Source organism: Streptomyces sp. RerS4 (assembly GCF_023515955.1).
Taxonomy (GTDB): Bacteria; Actinomycetota; Actinomycetes; order Streptomycetales; family Streptomycetaceae; genus Streptomyces.
Window position 1 is genome coordinate 3,998,009 of record NZ_CP097322.1, and the last position, 20,456, is coordinate 4,018,464.

The 20,456-nt window shown below is 71.9% G+C and carries 21 protein-coding genes and 1 riboswitch; of the genes, 12 read left to right on the plus strand and 9 right to left on the minus strand.

The window, feature by feature from the left end; all coding sequences use genetic code 11:
- The first annotated feature begins 70 nt into the window (after positions 1 to 70).
- Positions 71 to 1,921 (plus strand): diguanylate cyclase CdgB, encoded by a 1,851-nt coding sequence (cdgB, locus tag M4D82_RS18555; RefSeq protein WP_249767109.1) that lies wholly within the window; start codon positions 71 to 73, stop codon positions 1,919 to 1,921.
- Positions 1,922 to 1,989: 68 nt separating this feature from the next.
- Positions 1,990 to 3,027: a CBM35 domain-containing protein gene (locus M4D82_RS18560; protein ID WP_249767110.1), complete on the plus strand. Its 1,038-nt coding sequence runs from the start codon at positions 1,990 to 1,992 to the stop codon at positions 3,025 to 3,027.
- A 118-nt stretch (positions 3,028 to 3,145) separates the two neighbouring features.
- Here the strand turns inward: M4D82_RS18560 and M4D82_RS34620 are convergent, their stop codons facing one another.
- The 4 genes from M4D82_RS34620 to M4D82_RS18575 form a co-directional block, all read right to left on the minus strand.
- A complete protein-coding gene (locus tag M4D82_RS34620; RefSeq protein ID WP_502989076.1) occupies positions 3,146 to 3,373 on the minus strand; it encodes a PfkB family carbohydrate kinase in 228 nt (75 codons plus the stop codon).
- Complete coding sequence (locus tag M4D82_RS18565; protein ID WP_502989077.1) at positions 3,283 to 4,089, minus strand: 1-phosphofructokinase family hexose kinase; 807 nt, start codon at positions 4,087 to 4,089, stop codon at positions 3,283 to 3,285. Before M4D82_RS18565 ends, M4D82_RS34620 begins: the two co-directional genes overlap by 91 nt.
- 113 nt (positions 4,090 to 4,202) lie before the next feature.
- Positions 4,203 to 5,354, minus strand: a complete 1,152-nt coding sequence (gene nagA, locus M4D82_RS18570; protein ID WP_249767111.1) for an N-acetylglucosamine-6-phosphate deacetylase — start codon at positions 5,352 to 5,354, stop codon at positions 4,203 to 4,205.
- Positions 5,354 to 6,286 (minus strand): ROK family protein, encoded by a 933-nt coding sequence (locus tag M4D82_RS18575; RefSeq protein ID WP_249771926.1) that lies wholly within the window; start codon positions 6,284 to 6,286, stop codon positions 5,354 to 5,356. The genes nagA and M4D82_RS18575 overlap by 1 nt, the downstream gene beginning before the upstream one ends.
- A 211-nt stretch (positions 6,287 to 6,497) precedes the next feature.
- On the opposite strand from M4D82_RS18575, the gene M4D82_RS18580 reads away from it, so the two are divergent.
- From M4D82_RS18580 to otsB, 3 genes are read left to right on the plus strand one after another with little or no spacing between them, the layout of a single operon-like run.
- The gene (locus M4D82_RS18580) at positions 6,498 to 7,802 is read left to right on the plus strand and encodes an extracellular solute-binding protein (protein ID WP_249767112.1); all 1,305 of its coding nucleotides are present in this window, start codon (positions 6,498 to 6,500) and stop codon (positions 7,800 to 7,802) included.
- Between the two features lie 57 nt (positions 7,803 to 7,859).
- Positions 7,860 to 8,174, plus strand: coding sequence for a DUF3263 domain-containing protein (locus M4D82_RS18585; protein WP_349637075.1), 315 nt, complete (start codon positions 7,860 to 7,862; stop codon positions 8,172 to 8,174).
- Between the two features lie 43 nt (positions 8,175 to 8,217).
- A complete protein-coding gene (gene otsB / locus M4D82_RS18590) occupies positions 8,218 to 9,072 on the plus strand; it encodes a trehalose-phosphatase (RefSeq protein WP_249767113.1) in 855 nt (284 codons plus the stop codon).
- Between the two features lie 220 nt (positions 9,073 to 9,292).
- Here otsB and M4D82_RS18595 read toward each other — a convergent pair whose 3' ends face one another.
- Both M4D82_RS18595 and M4D82_RS18600 read right to left on the minus strand, forming a co-directional pair.
- Positions 9,293 to 10,660, minus strand: coding sequence for an alpha,alpha-trehalose-phosphate synthase (UDP-forming) (locus M4D82_RS18595; RefSeq protein ID WP_249767114.1), 1,368 nt, complete (start codon positions 10,658 to 10,660; stop codon positions 9,293 to 9,295).
- A 71-nt stretch (positions 10,661 to 10,731) separates the two neighbouring features.
- Complete coding sequence (locus M4D82_RS18600) at positions 10,732 to 11,682, minus strand: glucosyl-3-phosphoglycerate synthase (RefSeq protein ID WP_249767115.1); 951 nt, start codon at positions 11,680 to 11,682, stop codon at positions 10,732 to 10,734.
- 174 nt (positions 11,683 to 11,856) lie between these two features.
- A riboswitch (SAM riboswitch) is annotated at positions 11,857 to 12,013 on the plus strand.
- A 17-nt stretch (positions 12,014 to 12,030) separates the two neighbouring features.
- Here M4D82_RS18600 and thrC point away from each other — a divergent pair.
- From thrC to groL, 4 genes are all read left to right on the plus strand, one after another.
- Complete coding sequence (gene thrC, locus M4D82_RS18605) at positions 12,031 to 13,305, plus strand: threonine synthase (protein ID WP_249767116.1); 1,275 nt, start codon at positions 12,031 to 12,033, stop codon at positions 13,303 to 13,305.
- 32 nt (positions 13,306 to 13,337) lie between these two features.
- Complete coding sequence (locus M4D82_RS18610) at positions 13,338 to 13,616, plus strand: MoaD/ThiS family protein (protein ID WP_249767117.1); 279 nt, start codon at positions 13,338 to 13,340, stop codon at positions 13,614 to 13,616.
- A gap of 381 nt (positions 13,617 to 13,997) precedes the next feature.
- Entirely contained in the window at positions 13,998 to 14,204 is a 207-nt protein-coding gene (locus tag M4D82_RS18615; protein WP_008743607.1) for a cold-shock protein, read from the plus strand.
- Positions 14,205 to 14,531: 327 nt separating this feature from the next.
- Positions 14,532 to 16,154 (plus strand): chaperonin GroEL, encoded by a 1,623-nt coding sequence (gene groL, locus M4D82_RS18620; protein ID WP_249767118.1) that lies wholly within the window; start codon positions 14,532 to 14,534, stop codon positions 16,152 to 16,154.
- A 100-nt stretch (positions 16,155 to 16,254) separates the two neighbouring features.
- On the opposite strand, the gene M4D82_RS18625 is transcribed toward groL, so the two are convergent.
- Both M4D82_RS18625 and M4D82_RS18630 read right to left on the minus strand, forming a co-directional pair.
- Positions 16,255 to 16,680 carry a GNAT family N-acetyltransferase gene (locus M4D82_RS18625; RefSeq protein WP_249767119.1) on the minus strand — a complete coding sequence of 142 codons (426 nt, stop codon included), beginning with the start codon at positions 16,678 to 16,680 and terminating at the stop codon, positions 16,255 to 16,257.
- 56 nt (positions 16,681 to 16,736) lie between these two features.
- Positions 16,737 to 17,309, minus strand: coding sequence for a Uma2 family endonuclease (locus tag M4D82_RS18630; protein WP_249771930.1), 573 nt, complete (start codon positions 17,307 to 17,309; stop codon positions 16,737 to 16,739).
- Positions 17,310 to 17,446: 137 nt separating this feature from the next.
- Between M4D82_RS18630 and M4D82_RS18635 the strand changes: the two genes are divergently transcribed.
- Positions 17,447 to 18,049: a phosphoribosylanthranilate isomerase gene (locus M4D82_RS18635; RefSeq protein ID WP_249767120.1), complete on the plus strand. Its 603-nt coding sequence runs from the start codon at positions 17,447 to 17,449 to the stop codon at positions 18,047 to 18,049.
- Between the two features lie 100 nt (positions 18,050 to 18,149).
- Positions 18,150 to 18,485, plus strand: coding sequence for a hypothetical protein (locus M4D82_RS18640; protein ID WP_249767121.1), 336 nt, complete (start codon positions 18,150 to 18,152; stop codon positions 18,483 to 18,485).
- A 6-nt stretch (positions 18,486 to 18,491) separates the two neighbouring features.
- On the opposite strand, the gene M4D82_RS34085 is transcribed toward M4D82_RS18640, so the two are convergent.
- Entirely contained in the window at positions 18,492 to 18,833 is a 342-nt protein-coding gene (locus tag M4D82_RS34085) for a protease inhibitor I9 family protein (protein WP_283844489.1), read from the minus strand.
- 431 nt (positions 18,834 to 19,264) lie between these two features.
- Here M4D82_RS34085 and M4D82_RS18650 point away from each other — a divergent pair, with 431 nt between their 5' ends.
- Positions 19,265 to 20,452, plus strand: coding sequence for a S8 family peptidase (locus M4D82_RS18650; protein ID WP_249767122.1), 1,188 nt, complete (start codon positions 19,265 to 19,267; stop codon positions 20,450 to 20,452).
- Positions 20,453 to 20,456 lie beyond the last annotated feature (4 nt).

The following is a 20,456-nucleotide window of genomic DNA, read 5'->3' on the forward strand; positions in this document are numbered from 1 at the left end:
GACGGGACACCGCAACGAAACGCCGATGACAAACCTGGAGTTGCTGTCGAGGTCTCGGGGAGAGCGAGCAATGGAGACCGAGTCGGAGCCGTACGTCCGTCTTGCGACCTTGCGGCAGCTGCACCAGGTGGTGGCCGAACTCAACACCGCCCGCAGCCTGGCCGACACCCTGCAGACCGTCGTGGACGGCATCGTGAAGGGCCTCGGCTACGAACTCGCCTGCGTCAATCTCGTCCGTCCTGACGGGGATCTCGTCGTCGCCGCCTTCGCCGGAGACCCCGCCGCCGAAGCCCTGATCACCGGTCGCGTCGGCTCGCGCCCCTCGTGGGAACGCCGGCTGGCCATGGGCGAGGCCTGGGACGGCCTGCGCTTCATCCCGCACACCGAGGGGTGGGTCCTCCTGGAGGACGACGTACCCCAGTGGCACACGGACGGCCCCGATCCGCGGTTCGAGGACGAATGGCACCCCGAGGACCGCCTCTACGCCCCCATGTACGCGACGGGCGGGGAACTTCTGGGTGTCATTTCGGTGGACAGACCGCGCAACGGGCGCCGCCCCGGCGCGTGGGGGCGCGAGGCGCTCCAGATGTACGCCTTCCAGGCGGCGATTGCGATCAGCAACGCGCGGCTGCGCGCGAACATGCAGCGCGCCCTGGTCCGACTGGAGCGCGAGCAGCAGGCGTTGCGGGCCAGTGAAGAGTCGTTCCGGCAGGCCTTCGAGTACGCGCCCAGCGGCATGGCCATCGCCGAGATGGGCGGCGACCAGCACGGCCGGCTGCTGCGCACCAACGACGCGCTGTGCCGGCTCCTCGGCCGGCCCGCGTCCGTCCTGCGCCGCTACTCCTTCTCCGACCTCGTCCACCCCGAGGACATCGGCACCCTGCTGCGCACCTCCGCCGAGGGCGGCCGCGCCGAGCTGCGCCTCGGGCGGCGCGACGGCACGTACGTGTGGGTCTCGCTGCGCAATTCCGTCGTCGCGGACGCCGCCGACGGCCCCCGCTTCCTGCTGACCCACGTCGAGGACATCGAGGAGCGCAAGCGGCACGAACTCCAGCTCGCGCACCGCGCCAGCCACGACTCCCTCACCGGCCTGCCCAACAGCGCCGAGCTGCGCGCCCGCCTCGGCGCCCGACTGTGCCGGCGGCCACAGTCCGTACGGGCCACCGCCGTCGAGGCCCTGGACGCGGCCTACGAGGCACGACCGGGCGCGGCGGCCGGCACCGGCGAGCACGGCGGGTACGGGGACCCCGGCGGCTACGGCGGCTACGGGGCCCACGCCGGCTACGGCGCCCACCCCGGCTACGGCGGTCCGCCGGGTCCCGACACCCACGACGGCGCCGGCGACGCGGGCGGCGGCCACCCCGGAGCGGGCGGCGCCCCCTACGACTTCCCGGGCGCGGTCCCCGCCGGGATCCCCGGCCAGGCCGGCCCCGGCCCCGGCGCCGGCCAGGGGTTGCCGGACGGGGGCCCGTACGATCACCACGTCCACACCGTCGCCCCCGCCTCGGACATCGACGACGGGACGAAGGGGCTCGCGGTGCTCTTCTGCGACCTCGACGGCTTCAAGTCGATCAACGACCGGTTCGGCCACCACACGGGCGACGCCGTGCTGATCGAGGTGGCCCGACGGCTCACGACGGGCGTCAGGGACGGTGACACGGTCGCCCGGCTGGGTGGTGACGAGTTCGTCGTCCTCGCCGACGGCCTGGGCGCCGCAGACGCCGCCGACCTCGCCGTCCGACTGCGCAACGCGATCATCCCGCCGATCCGGGTGGACGGCCGCGCGGTCCGTGTGGGGGCCAGTTTCGGGATCGGCTGGGCGAGCTGCGGCATGTCGGCGGACGAGGTGCTGCGCTCAGCCGACCAGCGGATGTACATCGAGAAAAGGTCCCGCTCCAAGGCCCACCGTCGCGCCGGGTGAGTGGATCGACCACCCGTGGGCGCACGTGTTCGGGGTAGGCTCCCGGGGGTCGAAAGGAGTGACCTGCGATGACGACGCCCGCGAACAACGGCCCGCACGGTGGGGCGAACCAGCCCGAGGACGACGATCCGTTCGGCTACCTCTACGCGGACGGCCAGGCCGCCGGAGCCACCCCGCCCGGTCAGGGCGGTGGATACGGCTACCCCGGCCCGGCGGGCGGGGGTCAGCCCGGTGTCCAGCCCGGCGTGCCCCGTACCTCGTACAACCAGGTGCGCACGGTCGGTGAGCGGACGTACGGCGGCCAGCGCGGGGCCGTGCCGCCCCAGCAGCCCCCGGCGTACCAGGCGCAGTACCAGGCCCCGGAGGCCCTCCAGGCCGGTGGCTACGGCGTTCCCCAGCAGCAGCAGTACGCCGCGCCGACGGCGCCGGCGCGCGGCGGCGGCCACGGCGGTCGCGGTGGCGGCGGCTCCAGTCGCAAGGGGATGCTCATCGCGGCGGTCGCGGTGGTCGGCGCGATCGCGGTCGGCATCAGCGCCGCGGTGATCTTCGGCGACAAGGGCGACAAGAAGGGCGGCAAGGACCAGGCGTCCTCGCAGTCCCAGCAGCCGGTCGCGCCGAAGCAGAACCCGGCCTCCCCGCAGAACTCGGCCTCCCCCGAGGCCTCGCAGACCCCGCTGCCCAAGGGCGAGGCGGCCGGCGCCGGAATGGCCCTCACGGGGGGCGCGCTGCTCCAGAACTCCGTGCAGGGCTCGAAGAGTTCCGGCGGGCAGTACGTCGGCAACTTCAACCAGACGGGCGCCGCGCTGACCTGGACGGCGGACGTGCCCGAGAGCGGCGAGTACACGCTGTTCGTCAACTACGCGGTGCCCGGCAAGGACGCGAAGGTGACGCTCACCGTCAACGGGCAGAGCCCCACGCAGTCCCTGAACCTGGCGAACTTCGCCAAGGCCGAGGCCGGTGTGTGGGACAAGGGGTGGACGCGTACCTTCGCCTGGATCAACCTCAAGAAGGGCACGAACACGATGAAGATCTCGTGTGAGGCCGGGAACCAGTGCGAGGCGATATTCGATCAGCTGCGCCTCGGCGCGGGCCACACCAAGGGCTGACGCCCGGGGCGGTACGCCCGAGCACGTGACGGAGGGGGAGACGCACCCGGTGCGCCTCCCCCTCCGGCGTTCGACGCCGCCGTCACTGCCGCCGTCACTGCCGCCGTCACTGCCGCCGTCACGGCCGTCCGGGCGGCGCGGTCGCCGGGACGGCCACCGCCGTGACCTGCGGGGCGATCTCCTCGTAGGTGCGCGCGTCGAAGTCGCCCGCCGTCGGGGCGTGGACCGTGGCCGCCGACAGGGCGACCGCGCGGGTCAGGCGCGCCGGCCACGGGAGGTCCTCGGCCAGGGCGGAGAGCAGGCCCGCCACGGCGGAGTCGCCCGCGCCGGTCGGGTTGCCCGACAGGGGGCGGGGCGGGGCCGCCTGCCAGGTGCCCTCGGGGGTGGCGGCGAGGCCCGGCGGGGCCCAGGAGGCGACCACCGCGTGCGCGCCCCGGCGGCGGGCGTCGCGGGTGGCGGGCAGGGGTCGCGGGAGCCGGTGAGCTCCGCGAGTTCGGCGGCGTTCGGCTTGATGATCTCCGGCCGGGCGGCGACGCCCCGGCGCAGGGCCTCGCCGCTGGTGTCGAGGAGCACGGGGGCGGCGCCGGCCGCGCGGGCCGCACGTACGAGGACGGCGTACGCGCCGACGGGCACGCCCGGCGGGAGGCTGCCGCACAGGGCGATCGCGCGGGCTCCGGCGGCGAGTTCGGTGAAGCGGGTGAGGAAGGCGTCCCACTCGGCGGCGCTGATCTGCGGACCGGGCTCGTTGAACTGCGTGGTGTCGCCGGTGGCTTCGTCGACGACGGCCAGGGTGCGGCGGGTGGCGCCGGCGCAGGGGACGAGGGCGTCGACGACGCCCGGCGCGTCGGCCAGCAGCTCCCGCACGAGGGCGCCCGTCGGCCCGCCCGCGAAGCCCGTCGCCGTCACCTCGTGGCCGAGCGCGGCCAGGACGCGGGCGACGTTCAGGCCCTTGCCGCCGGGGCGTTCGGTGACACCGGTGACCCGGTGGGAGGTGTGGGGGCGCAGTCGTGGCACCCGGTGGGTGACGTCGAGTGCGGTGTTGAGCGTCACGGTGAGGATCATGGTCAGCCCCGGTCTCGGTGAATGCCGGGATCATGCCAAATCGAGGGCGGCGGGCCCAGTCCCGAGGCCCCGCCGCCGCACCGCGTACGGCCGAAAGGCGGCCGAAAGGGCTCTTACGCGCCCGGCTTGACGATCCATTCGCCGCGCCGCATGACGCCCTTGACGTCGAAGTCGCCGTCGAGGACGACGAGGTCGGCGTACTTGCCGGGGTCCAGCGAGCCGACCTCGTCGTAGAGGCCGATGAGCTTGGCCGGGTTGGCGGAGATCGCCTGCACCACGGATTCCACCGGCAGCCGGTCGATCGTCACCGACCGCTTGAAGGCGGTGTCGAGGGTCAGGGTGGAGCCGGCGATGGAGCCGCCCTCCACGAGCCGGGCGACACCGTCCTTGACCTCCACCTCCAGCGGGCCGAGGTGGTAGGTGCCGTCGCCGAAGCCGGCCGCGTCCATCGCGTCGGTGATCAGCGCGACGCGGTGGGCGCCCGCGTGGTGGAAGGCCAGTTCCAGCATGGCCGGGTGCAGGTGGGTGCCGTCGTTGATCAGCTCGACGGTGACCCGCTCGTCCTCCAGCAGCGCCGCGATCGGGCCCGGGGCGCGGTGTTCGAGGCCCGGCATGGCGTTGTAGAGGTGGGTGGCGACGGTCGCGCCGGCGTCGATGGCCTGGCGCGCCTGGTCGTAGGTGGAGTCCGTGTGCCCGATCGCGGCGATGACGCCGTGCTCGGCCAGCAGGCGTACGGAGTCCAGCCCGCCCGGCAGTTCGGTGGCGAGGGTGAACATGCGGGCGGCGCCGTGCGCGGCGTCGATGAGCTTCCTGACCTCGGCCGGGTCGGGGTCGCGCAGCAGGTCCTCCTTGTGCGCGCCCTTGCGGCAGGGGTTGATGAAGGGCCCCTCGAAGTGGATGCCGGCGATGTCGCCCTGCTGGGTCAGCTCGGCGAGGAGGGCGGCGCGGCGGGCGAGTTCGTCGAGTTCGCCGGTGACGGTGGAGGCGACGAGGGTGGTCGTGCCGTGCTCGCGGTGGGTGCGTACGCCCTTCAGGACCTCCTCGGCGGTGCCGGAGGTGAAGGAGGCGCCGCCGCCGCCGTGGTTGTGCATGTCGACGAAGCCGGGGACGATCCAGTGCCCGGACAGGTCGACGGTCTCGGAGTTCTCGTGGGCGCTGCCGGCGATACGGGTGCCCTCGACGATGACCCGGCCGTTGGCGACGATCCCGGTGGGGAGCACCACCCTGGCGCCGGAGAGAACGGTGCTGTGTGCGCTTCCGGCCATCAGGCAGGTACCTCCGTGGCGAGTAGGTCCCAGGCGAGCAGCCCTGCGCCCAGGCATCCGGCCGTGTCCCCGAGGGCCGCCGGAACGATCTCGGGGAGCCGCTGGAACGTGACGCGTTCCTCGACGGCCTTCCGAAGTGGTGTGAACAAGGTTTCCCCCGCCTCGGCGAGCCCGCCACCGATGATCAGCGTGCGCGGGTCCAGCAGGGTGATCGCCGTGACCAGGCCGTCCGCGAGCGCGCCGATGGCGGCGAGCCACACCTCGCGGGCCGCCGCGTCGCCCCCTTCGACGGCCTTGGCGCAGTCCGCCGCGTCCGCCTCGGGATCGCCCGAGGCGGCGGCCCAGGCGCGGGAGACGGCGGAGGCGGAGGCGAGGGTCTCCAGGCAGCCGCGCTGCCCGCAGCCGCACTCGGGTCCGCCGGGGCGGACCACGATGTGGCCGATCTCGCCCGCGTAGCCGTGCGCGCCGGCTTCGATGCGCCCGGCGATCCCGATGGCGCCGGCGATGCCGGTGCCGAGCGGGACGAAGAGGAAGCGGTCGGCGCCCTGTCCGGCGCCGATGCGTCCTTCGGCGAGGCCGCCCGTGCGCACGTCGTGGCCCAGTGCCACGGGGATGCCGCCGAGGCGTGCGCTGAGCAGGTCGCGCAGGGGTACGTCGCGCCAGCCGAGGTTCGCCGCGTAGACGGCGATGCCCGCCGCGGAGTCGACGATGCCGGGGACGGCGACGCCGGCGGCCGAGGGCGCCGCACCGAAGCGTTCCACGCCCAGGTCGTGGAGTTCGGCGGCGAAGTCAAGGATCGTCTCGACGACGGCTTCGGCGCCCCGGGCGCGGCCGGTGGCGCGGCGGGCCTGGTGCAGCAGGGTGCCGTCGGCGCCGATGAGGGCGGCCTTCATCCCGGTGCCGCCCACATCGAGGGCGATGACGTGTTTCACGGGTTTCACAGAGGACAGTCTCGCGTGCTCGGCGGGGAAAGGTCTAGTCCAATGAGGGGAATTGTTGAGCGGCCATACAAATCCGGACCGAGGGGTGGGACACGGTCCGGACACAGTCCGCGCGAGACGCCGTTCCGGATGTGGAGGAGACGCCAAAGTGGTGTAGACCTTACGTCGAATCGTACGTACAACAAGGGGTGGATCGAGAACCGTGAAGGGCCGTTACCTGAGCCTGGCCGCGTCCGGGGCCGTGCTGTGCCTGACCGCCGTGACACTGACCGGCTGCGGAGCCGTGTCGGGTCTCACGGGGGACAACGAGGTGACCCTGCGGGTCGTGGCGGCCGACTACGGCGACAATCCCCAGAACTCCTCCGCCGGCTACTGGAAGGACCTGGCCTCCTCCTTCGAGAAGGACAACCCGGGCGTCCACGTCGAGGTCAGCGTCTACTCCTGGTCGGAGGTCGACGCCAAGGTCGCCGCGATGGTCAAGGAAGGCAAGGCCCCCGACATCGCGCAGATCGGCGCCTACGCCGACTACGCCGAGGCCGGCAAGCTCTACACCGTCGACGAGCTGCTCTCCGTCAACACCGAGGCCGACTTCCTCGCGCCGCTCGCCGACGCCGGCAAGGTCAAGCGGATCCAGTACGGCATGCCCTTCGTCGCCAGCACCCGACTGCTCTTCTACAACCAGAAGCTGCTCGGCGACGCCGGCGTCATCCCGAAGGACAGCGCCGCGCCCTGGCAGCCGAAGACCTGGGCCGAGCTGGAGGCGGCGGCCAAGAAGCTCAAGGCCGCGAACGTCCCCACCCCCTTCGCCGTGCCGCTGGGCCGCGAGGAGGCCCAGGCCGAGTCGATGATGTGGATGCTCTCCGCCGGCGGTGGCTACACCGACAACGAGGAGGCGTACCAGATCGACGCCCCGGAGAACGTCAAGGCCTTCGAGTTCCTGCGCGACAGGATGGTCGGCCAGGGCCTCACCGGCCCCGTCGAGCCCGGCAAGCTGGACCGCCAGGCCGCCTTCGACGCCTTCACGCGCGGCGAGGTCGGCATGCTCAACGGCCACCCCACGCTGCTCAAGCAGGCCGCCGGCAAGGGCGTGAAGTTCGGCATGGTCACGCTGCCCACGATCGACGGCACCGACCAGTCCGCGATGGGCGTCGCCGACTGGGTCATGGCGTTCAAGAACGGCCACAAGAAGGAGTCCGGGAAGTTCCTGGACCACCTCTACTCCGCGAAGAACGTGACCGCCTTCACCAACAAGTACGACCTCCTGCCGGCGACCACCAGCGCCTACCGGGCCATGGAGGCCAGTACGGGCGGCTCCGCCACGCAGCTGAAGACCTTCCTGGCGGCCCTGCCCAGCTCCAAGCTGTACCCCGTCGGCAAGAAGTCCTGGGCCGGCGTCAGCGAGAACGTGAAGCAGAACATCGGCCAGGTCGTCCAGCCCGGCGGGAACCCCGCGAAGGTGCTGGAGGACATCGCGCTGAAGGCGCGCAAGGCGGACGGCGAGCGCTGAGCGCCGGCTGAGCGCCGACGGATGAGCGCTGTCGGCACCCGCCGTTAATCTGGCCGTATGACGGACGACGGACGGACCGAAGCGCAGACGGAGACGGAGGCGGAGGCGGCGGAGTCGGGGACCACCTGCCCCTCCCGGCCCCCCTCCGCCGCGCTGACGTCCGCCGAGGCCGCCGTACTCGCGTACGAGGCCCGCACCTGGCCCGGCCCCGGCGCCAAGGAACGGGCGATACGCGAGGGCCTCGGCCTGACCCCCGTCCGCTACTACCAGCTGCTCAACGCCTTGATGGACGATCCACGCGCACTGGAGCACGCCCCCGGCACCGTCAACCGCCTGCGCCGCATACGCGAGGGCCGGCGGGCCCGCCGCTGAGAAGGGGTGGGCGTCGCCCGGCCACCCCGGTAGGGTCGGGCGCATGGGGAGCCATCCGCACGATCCGCCGATGCCCGTGCCCACCACCGCGGCCGGCCGCGAGGGACTCGAAGCCCTCCTGCGCGCACCGCGCGCGGCCGTGATCGCCCTCGACTTCGACGGCACCCTCGCCGACATCGTCCCCGACCCCGACCAGGCCCGCGCCCACCCCGGCGCCGTCGACGCACTCGCGGCCCTCGCCCCGCAGGTCGAGGCCGTCGCCGTCGTCACCGGCCGCCCCGCCGGCGTCGCCGTCCGCTACGGGGGCTTCGCCGGAGTCCCCGGCCTGGAACACCTCGTGGTCCTCGGCCACTACGGCGCCGAACGCTGGGACGCCGTCACCGGCCTGGTCCACGCCCCCGCCGAACACCCGGGCGTCGCCGCCGTACGGGCCGAGCTGCCCGGATTCCTCGACACCATCGGGGCCTGGCGCGGCACCTGGATCGAGGAGAAGGGCCGCGCGCTGGCCGTCCACACCCGCCGCGCCGAGAACCCCGAGGCGGCCTTCGCCGCACTGCGCGAACCCCTCACGCGGCTCGCCGCCCGACACGGCCTGATGGTCGAGCCGGGCCGCGCCGTCCTGGAACTGCGCCCGCCCGGCATGGACAAGGGCGTCGCGCTGACGGAGTTCCTCGCCGAGCGGGACGCCGAGGCCGTCCTCTACGCGGGCGACGACCTGGGCGACCTCGCCGCGTACTCGGCGATCGAAAAACGCCGCGCCGAAGGCCGCCCCGGCCTCCTGGTGTGCAGCGGCTCGGCGGAAGTCCCGGAACTCGCCGCCCGCGCCGACCTGGTCCTCCCAGGCCCAGGCGCGGTAACGACGTTCCTGTCCCAACTGGCCTCGGCGCTACGGGACTAGGGGGTGTCCGGCGGATCAGGGTCGGATAGACCGCGGCGTCTGGTGCGGGGCATCGCAAGGCGCCGGAGCGTCTTGATAGCGGAGCTATCGGGACGTTTCGGCAACGCGGCGAGGCGCCGTGCCAGACGCCGCGGGCCCGGCCCTGATCCGCCGGACACCCCCTAGCCGTACGCGCCCCCTCGCAGCGCGGCAGGGCACGCCGCCTCGCGGCGCGGGCCCGCTATCTCCCCGTCAGCGCCTTCAGTTGGGCTTCGAACCAGGCCGACGGGGGGAGGGCCGTGGAAGCTGCCGCCAGGCGCTTCGTGCGTTCCGCGCGTTCCGGGGCGGGCATCGTCAGGGCCTCGTGCAGGGCTTCGGCCGTGCGGGAGACGTCGTACGGGTTCACCGTCAACGCGTCCGCGCGCAGTTCCTCGTACGCCCCCGCCCCCGTGGACAGGACCAGCGCGCAGCCGGCCTCCGAGACCACCGGGATCTCCTTCGCGACCAGGTTCATCCCGTCGCGCACCGGGTTGACCAGGGCCACGTCCGCCAGCCGGTACGCGGCCAGCGAGCGCGCGAAGTCGTCCTCCACCGAGACGAGGACCGGCTGCCAGTCGGGCGTGCCGAACTCCGCGTTGATCTCCGCCGCCAGCTCCCGCACCGACGCCGTGTACGCGCGGTACACCTCCAGGTCCTGGCGGGAGGGGTACGCGGAGGCCAAGTGGACGACGCGGTGCTGCCATTCAGGGTGGGTGGTGAGGAGCTCCCGGTAGGCCAGGAGGCCGCGCAGGATGTTCTTCGACAGTTCGGTGCGGTCCACGCGGACGATCGTCTTGCGGTCGCCGACCTCCGCCCGCAGCCCGGCCAGCTTGTCGTCCACCTCCGGCCGCCGCGCCAGCGCGCGCAGGTCGTCGCCGTCCACGCCGAGCGGGAACACCGCCGTCTTCGTGCCCGCCGCGGCCGCGCCCGCCCCCGCCCGGAAGGCCCGCGCCCACGCCTCGGTGTGGAAGCCCACCAGGTCCGCGCCGAGCATCCCGTTCAGCAGCCGCGCCCGCACGTCGTCCGGCAGCATCCCGAGGAACTCGGGCGACGCCCACGGCGTGTGCGTGAAGTGCGCGATCCGCAGGTCCGGCCGCAGCGCGCGCAGCGCGCCCGGCACCAGCGCCAGGTGGTAGTCCTGCACCAGGACGGCCGCCCCCTCGGCGGCCTCCTGCGCGAGCGCCTCGGCGAAGGCGTCGTTGTAGGCGGTGTACGAGTCCCAGCGGCGCCGGAACCGCGCGTCGAAGACCGGCTCGCGCGGGATGTCGTACAGGTGGTGGTGGGTGAACCAGAGCACCGAGTTCGCGATGCCGTTGTACGCGTCGTCGTAGGTCCCCGGGTCGATGTCCAGCATCCGCACCCCCGGCTCCGCCACCCCCCGCCGGACCGCCTCGCGGTCGGCGTCGGAGAGGGCCGCGCAGATCCACAGGGCCTCCGGCTGCCGGGCGAGCGCCGCGGACAGGCCGGAGACGAGGCCGCCTCCGCCGCGCCGGGCGGTGAGCGAGCCGTCTTCTGCGAGGACGTACGAGAGCGGGCCGCGGTTGGCGGCGACGAGTACCTGAGAAGCCATGTCGCGAACCTAGCCAGGGGCGCCCGCCCTCAAACTCGTGTACGTCTCGCGTCACGCCACCACGTCCCGCGTCACGCCACGCGCCGGCCCGCGTACTCCGCGATCTCGACCATCGGCGGCCGCTCCTCCGTGTCCACGGGGTACGTGCGCGGTACGAAGCCGTGCGGCCCCCGCTCGAACTGCGTCAGCTCCGGCCGCACCAGGTGCCCGCGCGAGAGCCGCAGCTGCGCGGTGCGGTAGATCGCGGCGGCCATCCGGCCCAGCGCCTGCCCGTCCTGGTGGCGGTGCAGCCGGACGCCGACGTCGACCTGGGCCAGCGCGTCGAGCCCGACCGTGTGCAGCGCGTCGACCAGCAGGCCCAGCTCGACGCCGTAGCCGACGGGGAAGGGCAAACGTTCCAGCAGGGAGCGGCGTACGGCGTACTCGCCCCCCAGCGGCTGTACGAAACCGGCCAGCCGCGGCCAGTGCAGGTTCAGCAGCGGGCGCGCGACCAGCTCGGTGACCCGGCCGCCCTGGCCGGGGGCGTCCGCGAGCGGGCGGTCGTACATGGCCTTGACGAACTGCACCTCGGGATCGGTCAGCAGCGGTCCGACGATCCCGGACACGAAGGTGGACGAGAAGTCCCGCAGATCGGCGTCCACGAAGCAGACGATCTCGCCGGTCGTGGACAGCAGCGAGCGCCACAGCACCTCGCCCTTGCCGGGCAGGGCCGGCAGCCGCGGCAGGATCTCGTCGCGGTGGACCACCCGCGCGCCGGCCTTCGCCGCGACCTCCGCCGTGCGGTCGGTGGAGCCGGAGTCGACCACCACCAGCTCGTCCACCAGGGGCGGCGTCGGGCCGTCCATCAGGTCGCGCCGGATCACCTCCACGATTCGTCCGACCGTGGACTCCTCGTCGAGCGCGGGCAGCACGACGCTGACCGTCGTCCCGGTCGCCCGTTTCCGCTCGATCAGCTGGTCGAGCGGTCGGTCGGCGGCGGACCAGGAGCGGTCGGCCAGCCAGCGCTCCACCTCATCCAGCACTGTCAGTACTCCCTGATTGGGGCGAAATATGATCCATCTCGCGGTTCGGACGGCTGTCTCACACCGCCCGGCCCTTCGGTTACAGTCTTGAACAACGCGAAGGACCACCGCATGCCGGGGGTCCTTCGGACAAACGCACCGGTGCGCCTTGGAGCGCGGTAGCCGGTGCCATACCGCTCATCCAGAGGGGCAGAGGGACACGGCCCGTTGAAGCCCCGGCAACCCTCCAGTCGGTTCTCGCGATCGCCATCGGCGACCTCAGCGGGGTCCCCCGGCTAGGGAAGGTGCCAATTCCGTCTCATGGCGAAGTGCGCCATGGGGAAGATGAGGAGAAAGGGCCTCGCCATCATGGCTGCACAGACTGTCGCCACCTCTGTCGATCTCGGACCTGCCAGCGGTCTTTCCTGTCGCGAGTGCGGTACCCGCTTCGAACTCGGCCCGATCTTCGCCTGCGTCGAGTGCTTCGGACCGCTGGAAGTCTCCTACGAGCTCCCCACCGGTGACCCCGAGGCCCTGCGCGCCGCGATCGAGGCCGGCCCGAACAACATCTGGCGTTACGCGCCGCTGCTGCCCGTTCCGGCGGACGTGGCCTCCAAGCCCAGCCTGAACCCCGGCTTCACCAAGCTCGTGGACGCGGCCAACCTGGCCAAGGAGCTGGGCGTCACCGGCAAGCTGTACGTGAAGGACGACTCCGGCAACCCGACGCACTCCTTCAAGGACCGCGTCGTCGCCATCGCCGTCGAGGCCGCCCGCGCCTTCGGCTTCACCACCCTCTCCTGCTCCTCCACCGGCAACCTGGCCGGCGCCGTCGGCGCCGCCGCCGCCCGCGCCGGCTTCCGCTCCTGCGTGTTCATCCCGCACGACCTGGAGCAGGGCAAGGTCGTCATGGCCGGTGTCTACGGGGGCGACCTCGTCGGCATCGAGGGCAACTACGACGACGTCAACCGCTTCTGCTCCGAGCTCATCGGCGACCCGCTGGGCGAGGGCTGGGGCTTCGTCAACGTCAACCTGCGCCCCTACTACGGCGAGGGCTCCAAGACGCTCGCGTACGAGATCTGCGAGCAGCTCGGCTGGCGGCTGCCCGACCAGATCGTCATCCCGATCGCGTCCGGCTCGCAGCTGACGAAGATCGACAAGGGTCTCCAGGAGCTGATCAAGCTCGGCCTGGTCGAGGACAAGCCGTACAGGATCTTCGGCGCGCAGGCCGAGGGCTGCTCCCCGGTGTCGACGGCCTTCAAGGCCGGCCACGACGTGGTCCGCCCGCAGAAGCCGAACACCATCGCCAAGTCGCTGGCCATCGGCAACCCGGCGGACGGCCCGTACGTCCTGGACATCGCGAGGCGCACCGGCGGCTACGTCGAGGACGTCAACGACGCGCAGGTCGTCGAGGCCATCAAGATCCTGGCGCAGACCGAGGGCATCTTCGCCGAGACCGCGGGTGGCGTGACCGTCGGCGTGACGAAGAAGCTCATCGAGAACGGGCAGCTCGACCCGACGCTGACCACCGTCATCCTCAACACCGGCGACGGCCTGAAGACCCTGGAGGCGGTGGCCGCGGACAGCGGTCAGACGGCCACCATCCGCCCGAGCCTGGACGCGTTCCGCGCCGCCGGCCTCGCCTGATCTCCCCTGACACCCGGAAAGGCAGTAGCGCCATGAGCGTCAACGTCCGCATCCCCACCATCCTGCGCACCTACACCGGCGGCGTCGCCGAGGTCCCGGCCGAGGGCGCGACCCTCGCCGAGGTCATCGAGTCCCTGGAGAAGAACCACCCGGGCATCGCCGCGCGCGTCCTGGACGACCAGGGCAAGCTGCGCCGCTTCGTGAACGTCTACGTCAACGACGACGACGTGCGCTTCGAGGGCGGGCTGCAGACGGCGACGCCGGACGGCGCCGGTGTCTCGATCATTCCCGCCGTCGCCGGCGGCTGCTGATTCACAAAACCTGAATTGCCCCCTCCGCCGAAAGTGGAGGGGGCAATTCTGCTTGGTTGGGCGCGGTAGAGTTGGGGAAGTCCCCTCCGCTGTTCTTGCCCGCCGCATATGAGCGGGCCGCGCGAGGGTAGACATTGAGTCAACATGCGTGCGCGTTTTGGGGCTTTGGTGAGGCTTGTCGGGCCCGAGTTGCCCTGGAATATGCCAAATTTTCACTCTATTTCCACGTTTTCGCGTGTCCGGATTTCTCGTCGGAATGACCTGTTGCAGACAGCACCGGTGCAGATACATTCAGCCGCGGTCGAGGCGTTCCGGCGCAAGTTCTGACCCGGGTCCGCGAAGTGCGGTCCTGCGCAAGGGCCAGTAATAGGGGAGTTAGGCATGGCTCAGGGCACCGTCAAGTGGTTCAACGCGGAGAAGGGCTACGGCTTCATCGCGGTCGACGGTGGTGCGGATGTGTTCGTCCACTACAGCGCCATCCAGATGGACGGATACCGCACCCTCGAAGAGGGTCAGCGGGTCGAGTTCGAGATCTCGCAGGGCCAGAAGGGTCCGCAGGCGGACATGGTCAAGCTCGCGGCCGGCTGAGTCCCAGCGCGTTCGACCACCGAGACGTACGACGAGGGGCCCACATCCCGGACACGGGGTGCGGGCCCCTTGGCGTGTTCCCGGCGTGTTTCCGGGCGTGTCCCGGCGCGCGGCCGGGGGGTTTGCCCGAAGCCGCTTGCACTCGCGGGGGTCGAGTGCTAATCATTGGCGTTAGCACTCTCCGGGTGAGAGTGCTACTAAGACGAGGACCGGGTCGGTGAGGCCCGCAGGGTCCGGCGGGAAGGAACCGCCGGAGCCGCAGGCCGTCCGTCGCGGGCGCGGGCGCGGTCCGGAGCAATCCACCCCTGTCCGGGAGGACCACTTCAGATGGCCAAGATCATTTCGTTCAACGAGGAGGCCCGGCGCGGTCTCGAGCGTGGCATGAACCAGCTCGCCGACGCCGTCAAGGTCACCCTTGGCCCCAAGGGTCGCAACGTCGTCCTTGAGAAGAAGTGGGGCGCCCCCACGATCACCAACGATGGCGTGTCCATCGCCAAGGAGATCGAGCTCGAGGACCCGTACGAGAAGATCGGCGCCGAGCTGGTCAAGGAAGTCGCCAAGAAGACGGACGACGTCGCGGGCGACGGTACGACCACCGCCACCGTGCTGGCCCAGGCGCTCGTCCGCGAGGGCCTGCGCAACGTGGCCGCCGGCGCCAACCCGATGGCCCTCAAGCGTGGTATCGAGAAGGCCGTCGAGGCCGTCTCCGCCGCCCTGCTCTCCCAGGCCAAGGACGTCGAGACCAAGGAGCAGATCGCCTCCACCGCCTCGATCTCGGCCGCCGACACCCAGATCGGCGAGCTCATCGCCGAGGCCATGGACAAGGTCGGCAAGGAAGGCGTCATCACCGTCGAGGAGTCGCAGACCTTCGGTCTGGAGCTTGAGCTCACCGAGGGCATGCGCTTCGACAAGGGCTACATCTCGGCGTACTTCGCCACCGACATGGAGCGTATGGAGGCGTCCCTCGACGACCCGTACATCCTGATCGTCAACTCCAAGATCGGCTCGGTCAAGGACCTGCTGCCGCTCCTGGAGAAGGTCATGCAGTCCGGCAAGCCGCTGCTGATCATCGCCGAGGACGTCGAGGGCGAGGCGCTCTCCACCCTCGTCGTCAACAAGATCCGCGGCACCTTCAAGTCCGTCGCCGTCAAGGCCCCGGGCTTCGGTGACCGTCGCAAGGCCATGCTCGGCGACATCGCCATCCTCACGGGCGGCACGGTCATCTCCGAGGAGGTCGGCCTCAAGCTGGAGAACGCCGGTCTCGACCTGCTCGGCCGCGCCCGCAAGGTCGTCATCACCAAGGACGAGACCACCATCGTCGACGGTGCCGGTGACAGCGACCAGGTCCAGGGTCGCGTCAACCAGATCCGCGCCGAGATCGAGAACTCCGACTCGGACTACGACCGCGAGAAGCTCCAGGAGCGCCTCGCGAAGCTGGCCGGCGGCGTGGCCGTCATCAAGGCCGGCGCCGCGACCGAGGTCGAGCTCAAGGAGCGCAAGCACCGCATCGAGGACGCCGTTCGCAACGCGAAGGCGGCCGTCGAGGAGGGCATCGTCGCCGGCGGTGGCGTGGCCCTGCTGCAGGCCTCCTCGGTCTTCGAGAAGCTGGAGCTGACGGGTGACGAGGCGACCGGCGCCAACGCCGTGAAGCTCGCCCTGGAGGCCCCGCTGAAGCAGATCGCCGTCAACGGTGGTCTTGAGGGTGGCGTCGTCGTGGAGAAGGTGCGCAACCTTCCCATCGGTCACGGCCTGAACGCCGCGACCGGCGAGTACGTCGACATGATCGCCGAGGGCATCATCGACCCGGCGAAGGTCACGCGTTCCGCCCTGCAGAACGCCGCGTCCATCGCCGCGCTGTTCCTGACCACCGAGGCCGTCATCGCCGACAAGCCGGAGAAGGCGTCCGCGGGCGCCCCGGGCGGCATGCCGGGCGGTGACATGGACTTCTGATCGGCCCCTGGCTGATCGGCTGTTCTCGAACGAGGGCGGCACCCCCCGCGGGGGGTGCCGCCCTCGGGCGTTTTCCGGCGTCCCGCCCGCCCCCCTGCCCTCAGAGCCGCTTGAGGAAGTACACGTCCTCGTGCCCGTCCGGGATTCCGGGTACGCGGGCCGTCTCCTCGTAGCCGTGGCGGGCGTAGAAGCCGGGCGCCTGGAAGGTGAAGGACGACACCATGATCGTCACGCAGTCCCGCCGGCGGGCCTCCTCCTCGGCGGCCGCGAGCAGGCGCGCGCCCCAGCCGTCGCCCCGGCTGTCCTCGCGCACCCAGAGCATCTCGATCCCGGCCCGGTCCCCCCAGCTCCACCCCGACAGCCCGGCGACGAGCGCCCCGTCCGCGTCGGTGATCCGCACCGTGAACTCCGCCTGCTCGTGCCCGGCGGTTGCCGCCTGGTTGAAGGCGTCCAACTCCGCACCGAGCCGAGCGTCGAGCTCCGCGTCCGCGCCACCCGTACTGATCGCCACCCCACTGTCATCCATCCCGCCATTCTGCGCTCCGAGCCCACCGGGAACCGAGGGGTTTTCGCGGGTGGCGGTCAGAAGCCGGTGGTGTCGAGGGCGAAGTCGAAGGGCTTCGCAACGGGCAGGGCCTGGCCGAAGGAGACCGTCGTGCGGGAGCGGTAGCCGTGCGGGGATGGATCCGAGAAGCAGGTGATCTCGGATGCCTGCATGTCGACGACGAGGTAGACGGGGACGAGCTGTCCGTACACGTCCATCTTCTCGTGCCAGTCCACGTCCTTCGTGGACACCGAGGTGAACTCGGCCACGAGAGAAAGTGCCGCTCCGTCCGCGTGGCGGCCCTCTTCGTCGAAAGCCGCCTCGTCCGCCACGTAGAGATCAGGCCCATAGGCGCGTCGCGCCGCTGGGAACTGGAACAGGATCGGTGTGGTCTCGACGATGTGGCCATCCGGGGAGTGGGCCTCCAATTGTCGGCGAAGGGCCCGCATGGGGCGCAAGTAACGCAGCCTGGACCACGGAGACACGACGATTTTCCCCCGGATGAGCTCGGCCTTGAAGCCGTCTGGCGTGTCCATCTCCTCGACGGTGCGCAGGAGCGTCTCGAACGTCGGTGGTGCGGCCTGTTCTATCGGTGTGGCCCGTTCGATCATGATCGTCACCGTTGTCCTCCGCGTGGCGTGCCGTGCACTGGGCGTGAGCCTCGTTCCAGGCTAGTGGTGCGCGAGCGGTCGTGCCCGGCTGCCGGTACGGGGGATCGCCGATCGGGTGGCTTTGGTTGACTGGGGGTATGAGCGAGCTCTTCGTAAAGATCTGCGGCCTGAAGACCGGGTCGGACGTCGGTGTGGCCGTGGCGGCCGGGGCCGATGCCGTCGGGTTCGTCTTCGCGCCGGGCAGCCCCCGTACCGTCGACGCCGCCACCGCGCGGGCGCTGGCGGCCGAGGTGCCGGACTCGGTGCTGACCGTCGGGGTGTTCCGGGGGCAGTCCGTCGAGGAGGTGCGGCGGCTCACCGAGGAGAGCGGGGTGCGCGCCGTACAGCTGCACGGGGACGAGCCCGTCGGCTACTACGAGGAACTGCGCGCCCCGGGCCGCACCCTGCTGCGGGCCACCGCCGAGCACGTGCGGCGGTGCGGGGAGTACGGGGAGGACCTGCTGCTGCTGGACGCGCCCGACCCCGGCTCCGGCAAGCCGTGGAACTGGGGCTCGGCGGAGTTCACCGCCCCCGAGGGGCACTGGCTGCTGGCCGGCGGGCTGACCCCCGCCAACGTCGCCGAGGCCGTCGCGGTGACCGGGGCGTGGGGGGTCGACGTCTCCAGCGGGGTCGAGCGGGAGCGCGGGGTGAAGGACCCCGCCCTGATCCGCGCCTTCGTGGAGGCCGCCCGGAACCGGTAGAGCCCGCGAGCGGGCAGCCGGCCGGTTTCGGGCGCCCGCCCGGTGGGGGATGAGCCGGGTGGGCTTTCGGGGGCGGGGCGGGACCGGACGGGGGATCTCCATGATGTTCGGGTATTCGGACGAGTGGTGGGTGCTGCTCTTCTATCCGGTGGTGCTGTGGGTGCCGTTCGGGCCGTTCGTGATGGCGGCCTTCGGGGCGTGGTGCGCGCGCAGCCCCGGCCCGCGGGCGCGGCTGTGGTCGGTGCTGGTCCCGCTGCCGCCCGTGGGGGTGTCGGCGGTGGCGATGGTCCTGCCGATCGAAGGCTGGGACGAGCCGTCCCGACTGAACGACGTCCTCGGCTATGCCGCCGTGTACATCGGCGGCATCACCGTCCTGCCCTGGCTGCTCGGCTGGGGCTGCACCCGCCTGGTCCGCGCCCGCCGGGCCGGCGCGTAGGACCCCCTACACGGCCGGTCCGATCGCGCTCGCCAGGCCGTCCTCCTCCACGGACTCCACCGACGGCGCCACGCGCAGGGCGGCGACCTGTTCGGGGGACAGGCGCGCCGAGAAGCCGTGCAGGGCGATGCGGAAGACGTGCTCCGGGGTGATCCCGTGGGCGGCGGCCACCGAGGTGGGGTCGACGTCGCGGTGGACGGTGACGAGGTACGTCGGCCAGTCGACCGGCGCCACCACCGCGGGCGCGGTGGCGGCGTCGGCGGACTGGGCGGCGGGCAGGACGGCCACGGCGGCCAGTGCGGCGGTGGCGACGGCCGTCGGCACGGCCCAGCTCGGTCGGGTGCGCATGACGGCGACGCCATCACGCACGTCCGGGCCGGTCAACGACCCCGTCCGGCGCGGCGGGCGCGGGCGGGGGTGAACCCCGGGCGCGCTCGGTCGTGTCTTGTGGCTCATGCCGGGCGTCGCGAGCCCCGCGAGCCCGGCATGAGCCACAAGACACGACCTGGCCCGACGGCCCCCGCGTCACGGCCCGTACGGGTGAATTCGGGACGGCCGGGGTGGACCCCGTAGCGCGCCCCGGGCGGCGTGCCACGCCACGTGCGTGAACCTTTTTGCGCGGGTCCGCCGCCCCTTGCGCCAGGTGGACCCGGGCTGTTTCAAGTTCCGCCGGGCCGGCGACCGATGCACCGGGAGTCCGTCCTCGCGGGGGTTTCACGCCCCGGCGGCGGACGGCTCCAGCCACCGTTCTCCGCCTTCCGCTTCAGGGAGTTGCCTCCATGCGCATGCTCGTCCGTCTGGCCGTCGCCGCCCTCCTCACGACCACCCCGGCCCTGGCCGCTGGTGCGGCCGCCGCCGACACCCCGGAGCCCACGCCCGTCCCGCTGCACAGCGCCGTCGCCAACGCCCTGCCCGGCCAGTACATCGTCAGCCTGGACCGGGGCGTCGACGCGACCGCCTTGGCGAACAAGCTCAACCTGAAGCCGTCCTTCGTCTACCGCACGGCCATGAACGGCTTCGCCGCCTCGCTCAGCGAGAAGCAGCTGAACTCCGTCCGCACGAGCTTGGGCGTGACGTCGGTCGAGCAGGACGCGACGGCGTCCGCCCCGCCCACCCCGATCGCCACCCCGTCGGGGCGGGTGCCGGCCAATTCCTGGGGCCTGGACCGCGTCGACCAGAGGGACCTGCCGCTCGACAGCGAGTTCACCGTCGGGGGCAACGGCGCCCCGGTGACCGCGTACATCCTGGACACCGGCATCGACTACAAGCACGAGGAGTTCGGCGGCCGGGCCACGTACGGCTTCGACGCGATGGGCGACGGCCGGCTGGGCGCGGACTGCAACGGGCACGGCACGCACGTCGCGGGCACGGTCGGCGGCAAGACGTACGGCGTCGCGACGAAGGCCAACCTGGTCAGCGTCCGCGTCCTCGGCTGTGACGGCCGGGGCTCGTTCTCGGGGATCATCGCCGGCCTGGACTGGGTGGCCCGCAACGCCCAGCAGCCCGCCGTCCTCAACGGCTCGCTGGGCGGCGGGTACTCCCAGGCGCTGAACGACGCCGCCAACAACCTGTCGCGGGCGGGCGTCCTTCCGGTCATCGCGGCGGGCAACGATTCGAGGAACGCCGCCAACTACTCGCCGGCGTCCGCCGAACGGGCGCTCACGGTCGCGGCGAGCAACCGCTACGACGTGGAGACCGCCTTCTCCAACTACGGCGAGGTGGTGGACCTCTACGCCCCCGGCCAGGACATCCTCTCGGCCCGCCTCGGTGGCGGCACCGTCGCCCTGAACGGCACCTCGATGGCGGCCCCGCACGTCGCCGGAGCCGCCGTCCTCTTCAAGCAGAAGCACCCGAACGCCACCCCGGACCAGGTCTTCAACGCGCTGGTGACGAGCTCCACGAAGGACAGGCTGAGCTTCCTGGGCACCGGAAGCCCCAACCGCCTCCTGTTCACCGGCGGTCTGTGACCCG

Excerpts from the sequence above, each read along its gene's own strand:
- M4D82_RS18585 (WP_349637075.1), top strand. The coding sequence starts at position 7,860 with ATGACGGACGACGGACGGACCGAAGCGCAGACGGAGACGGAGGCGGAG.
- M4D82_RS18630 (WP_249771930.1), bottom strand. The coding sequence starts at position 17,309 with ATGATCGAACGGGCCACACCGATAGAACAGGCCGCACCACCGACGTTC.
- cdgB (WP_249767109.1), top strand. The coding sequence starts at position 71 with ATGGAGACCGAGTCGGAGCCGTACGTCCGTCTTGCGACCTTGCGGCAG.
- thrC (WP_249767116.1), top strand. The coding sequence starts at position 12,031 with ATGGCTGCACAGACTGTCGCCACCTCTGTCGATCTCGGACCTGCCAGC.
- M4D82_RS18560 (WP_249767110.1), top strand. The coding sequence starts at position 1,990 with ATGACGACGCCCGCGAACAACGGCCCGCACGGTGGGGCGAACCAGCCC.
- M4D82_RS18625 (WP_249767119.1), bottom strand. The coding sequence starts at position 16,680 with ATGGATGACAGTGGGGTGGCGATCAGTACGGGTGGCGCGGACGCGGAG.
- M4D82_RS18635 (WP_249767120.1), top strand. The coding sequence starts at position 17,447 with ATGAGCGAGCTCTTCGTAAAGATCTGCGGCCTGAAGACCGGGTCGGAC.
- otsB (WP_249767113.1), top strand. The coding sequence starts at position 8,218 with ATGGGGAGCCATCCGCACGATCCGCCGATGCCCGTGCCCACCACCGCG.
- M4D82_RS18640 (WP_249767121.1), top strand. The coding sequence starts at position 18,150 with ATGATGTTCGGGTATTCGGACGAGTGGTGGGTGCTGCTCTTCTATCCG.
- M4D82_RS18595 (WP_249767114.1), bottom strand. The coding sequence starts at position 10,660 with ATGGCTTCTCAGGTACTCGTCGCCGCCAACCGCGGCCCGCTCTCGTAC.
- M4D82_RS34085 (WP_283844489.1), bottom strand. The coding sequence starts at position 18,833 with ATGCGCACCCGACCGAGCTGGGCCGTGCCGACGGCCGTCGCCACCGCC.
- M4D82_RS18610 (WP_249767117.1), top strand. The coding sequence starts at position 13,338 with ATGAGCGTCAACGTCCGCATCCCCACCATCCTGCGCACCTACACCGGC.
- groL (WP_249767118.1), top strand. The coding sequence starts at position 14,532 with ATGGCCAAGATCATTTCGTTCAACGAGGAGGCCCGGCGCGGTCTCGAG.
- M4D82_RS18650 (WP_249767122.1), top strand. The coding sequence starts at position 19,265 with ATGCGCATGCTCGTCCGTCTGGCCGTCGCCGCCCTCCTCACGACCACC.
- M4D82_RS18615 (WP_008743607.1), top strand. The coding sequence starts at position 13,998 with ATGGCTCAGGGCACCGTCAAGTGGTTCAACGCGGAGAAGGGCTACGGC.
- M4D82_RS18565 (WP_502989077.1), bottom strand. The coding sequence starts at position 4,089 with ATGATCCTCACCGTGACGCTCAACACCGCACTCGACGTCACCCACCGG.
- nagA (WP_249767111.1), bottom strand. The coding sequence starts at position 5,354 with ATGGCCGGAAGCGCACACAGCACCGTTCTCTCCGGCGCCAGGGTGGTG.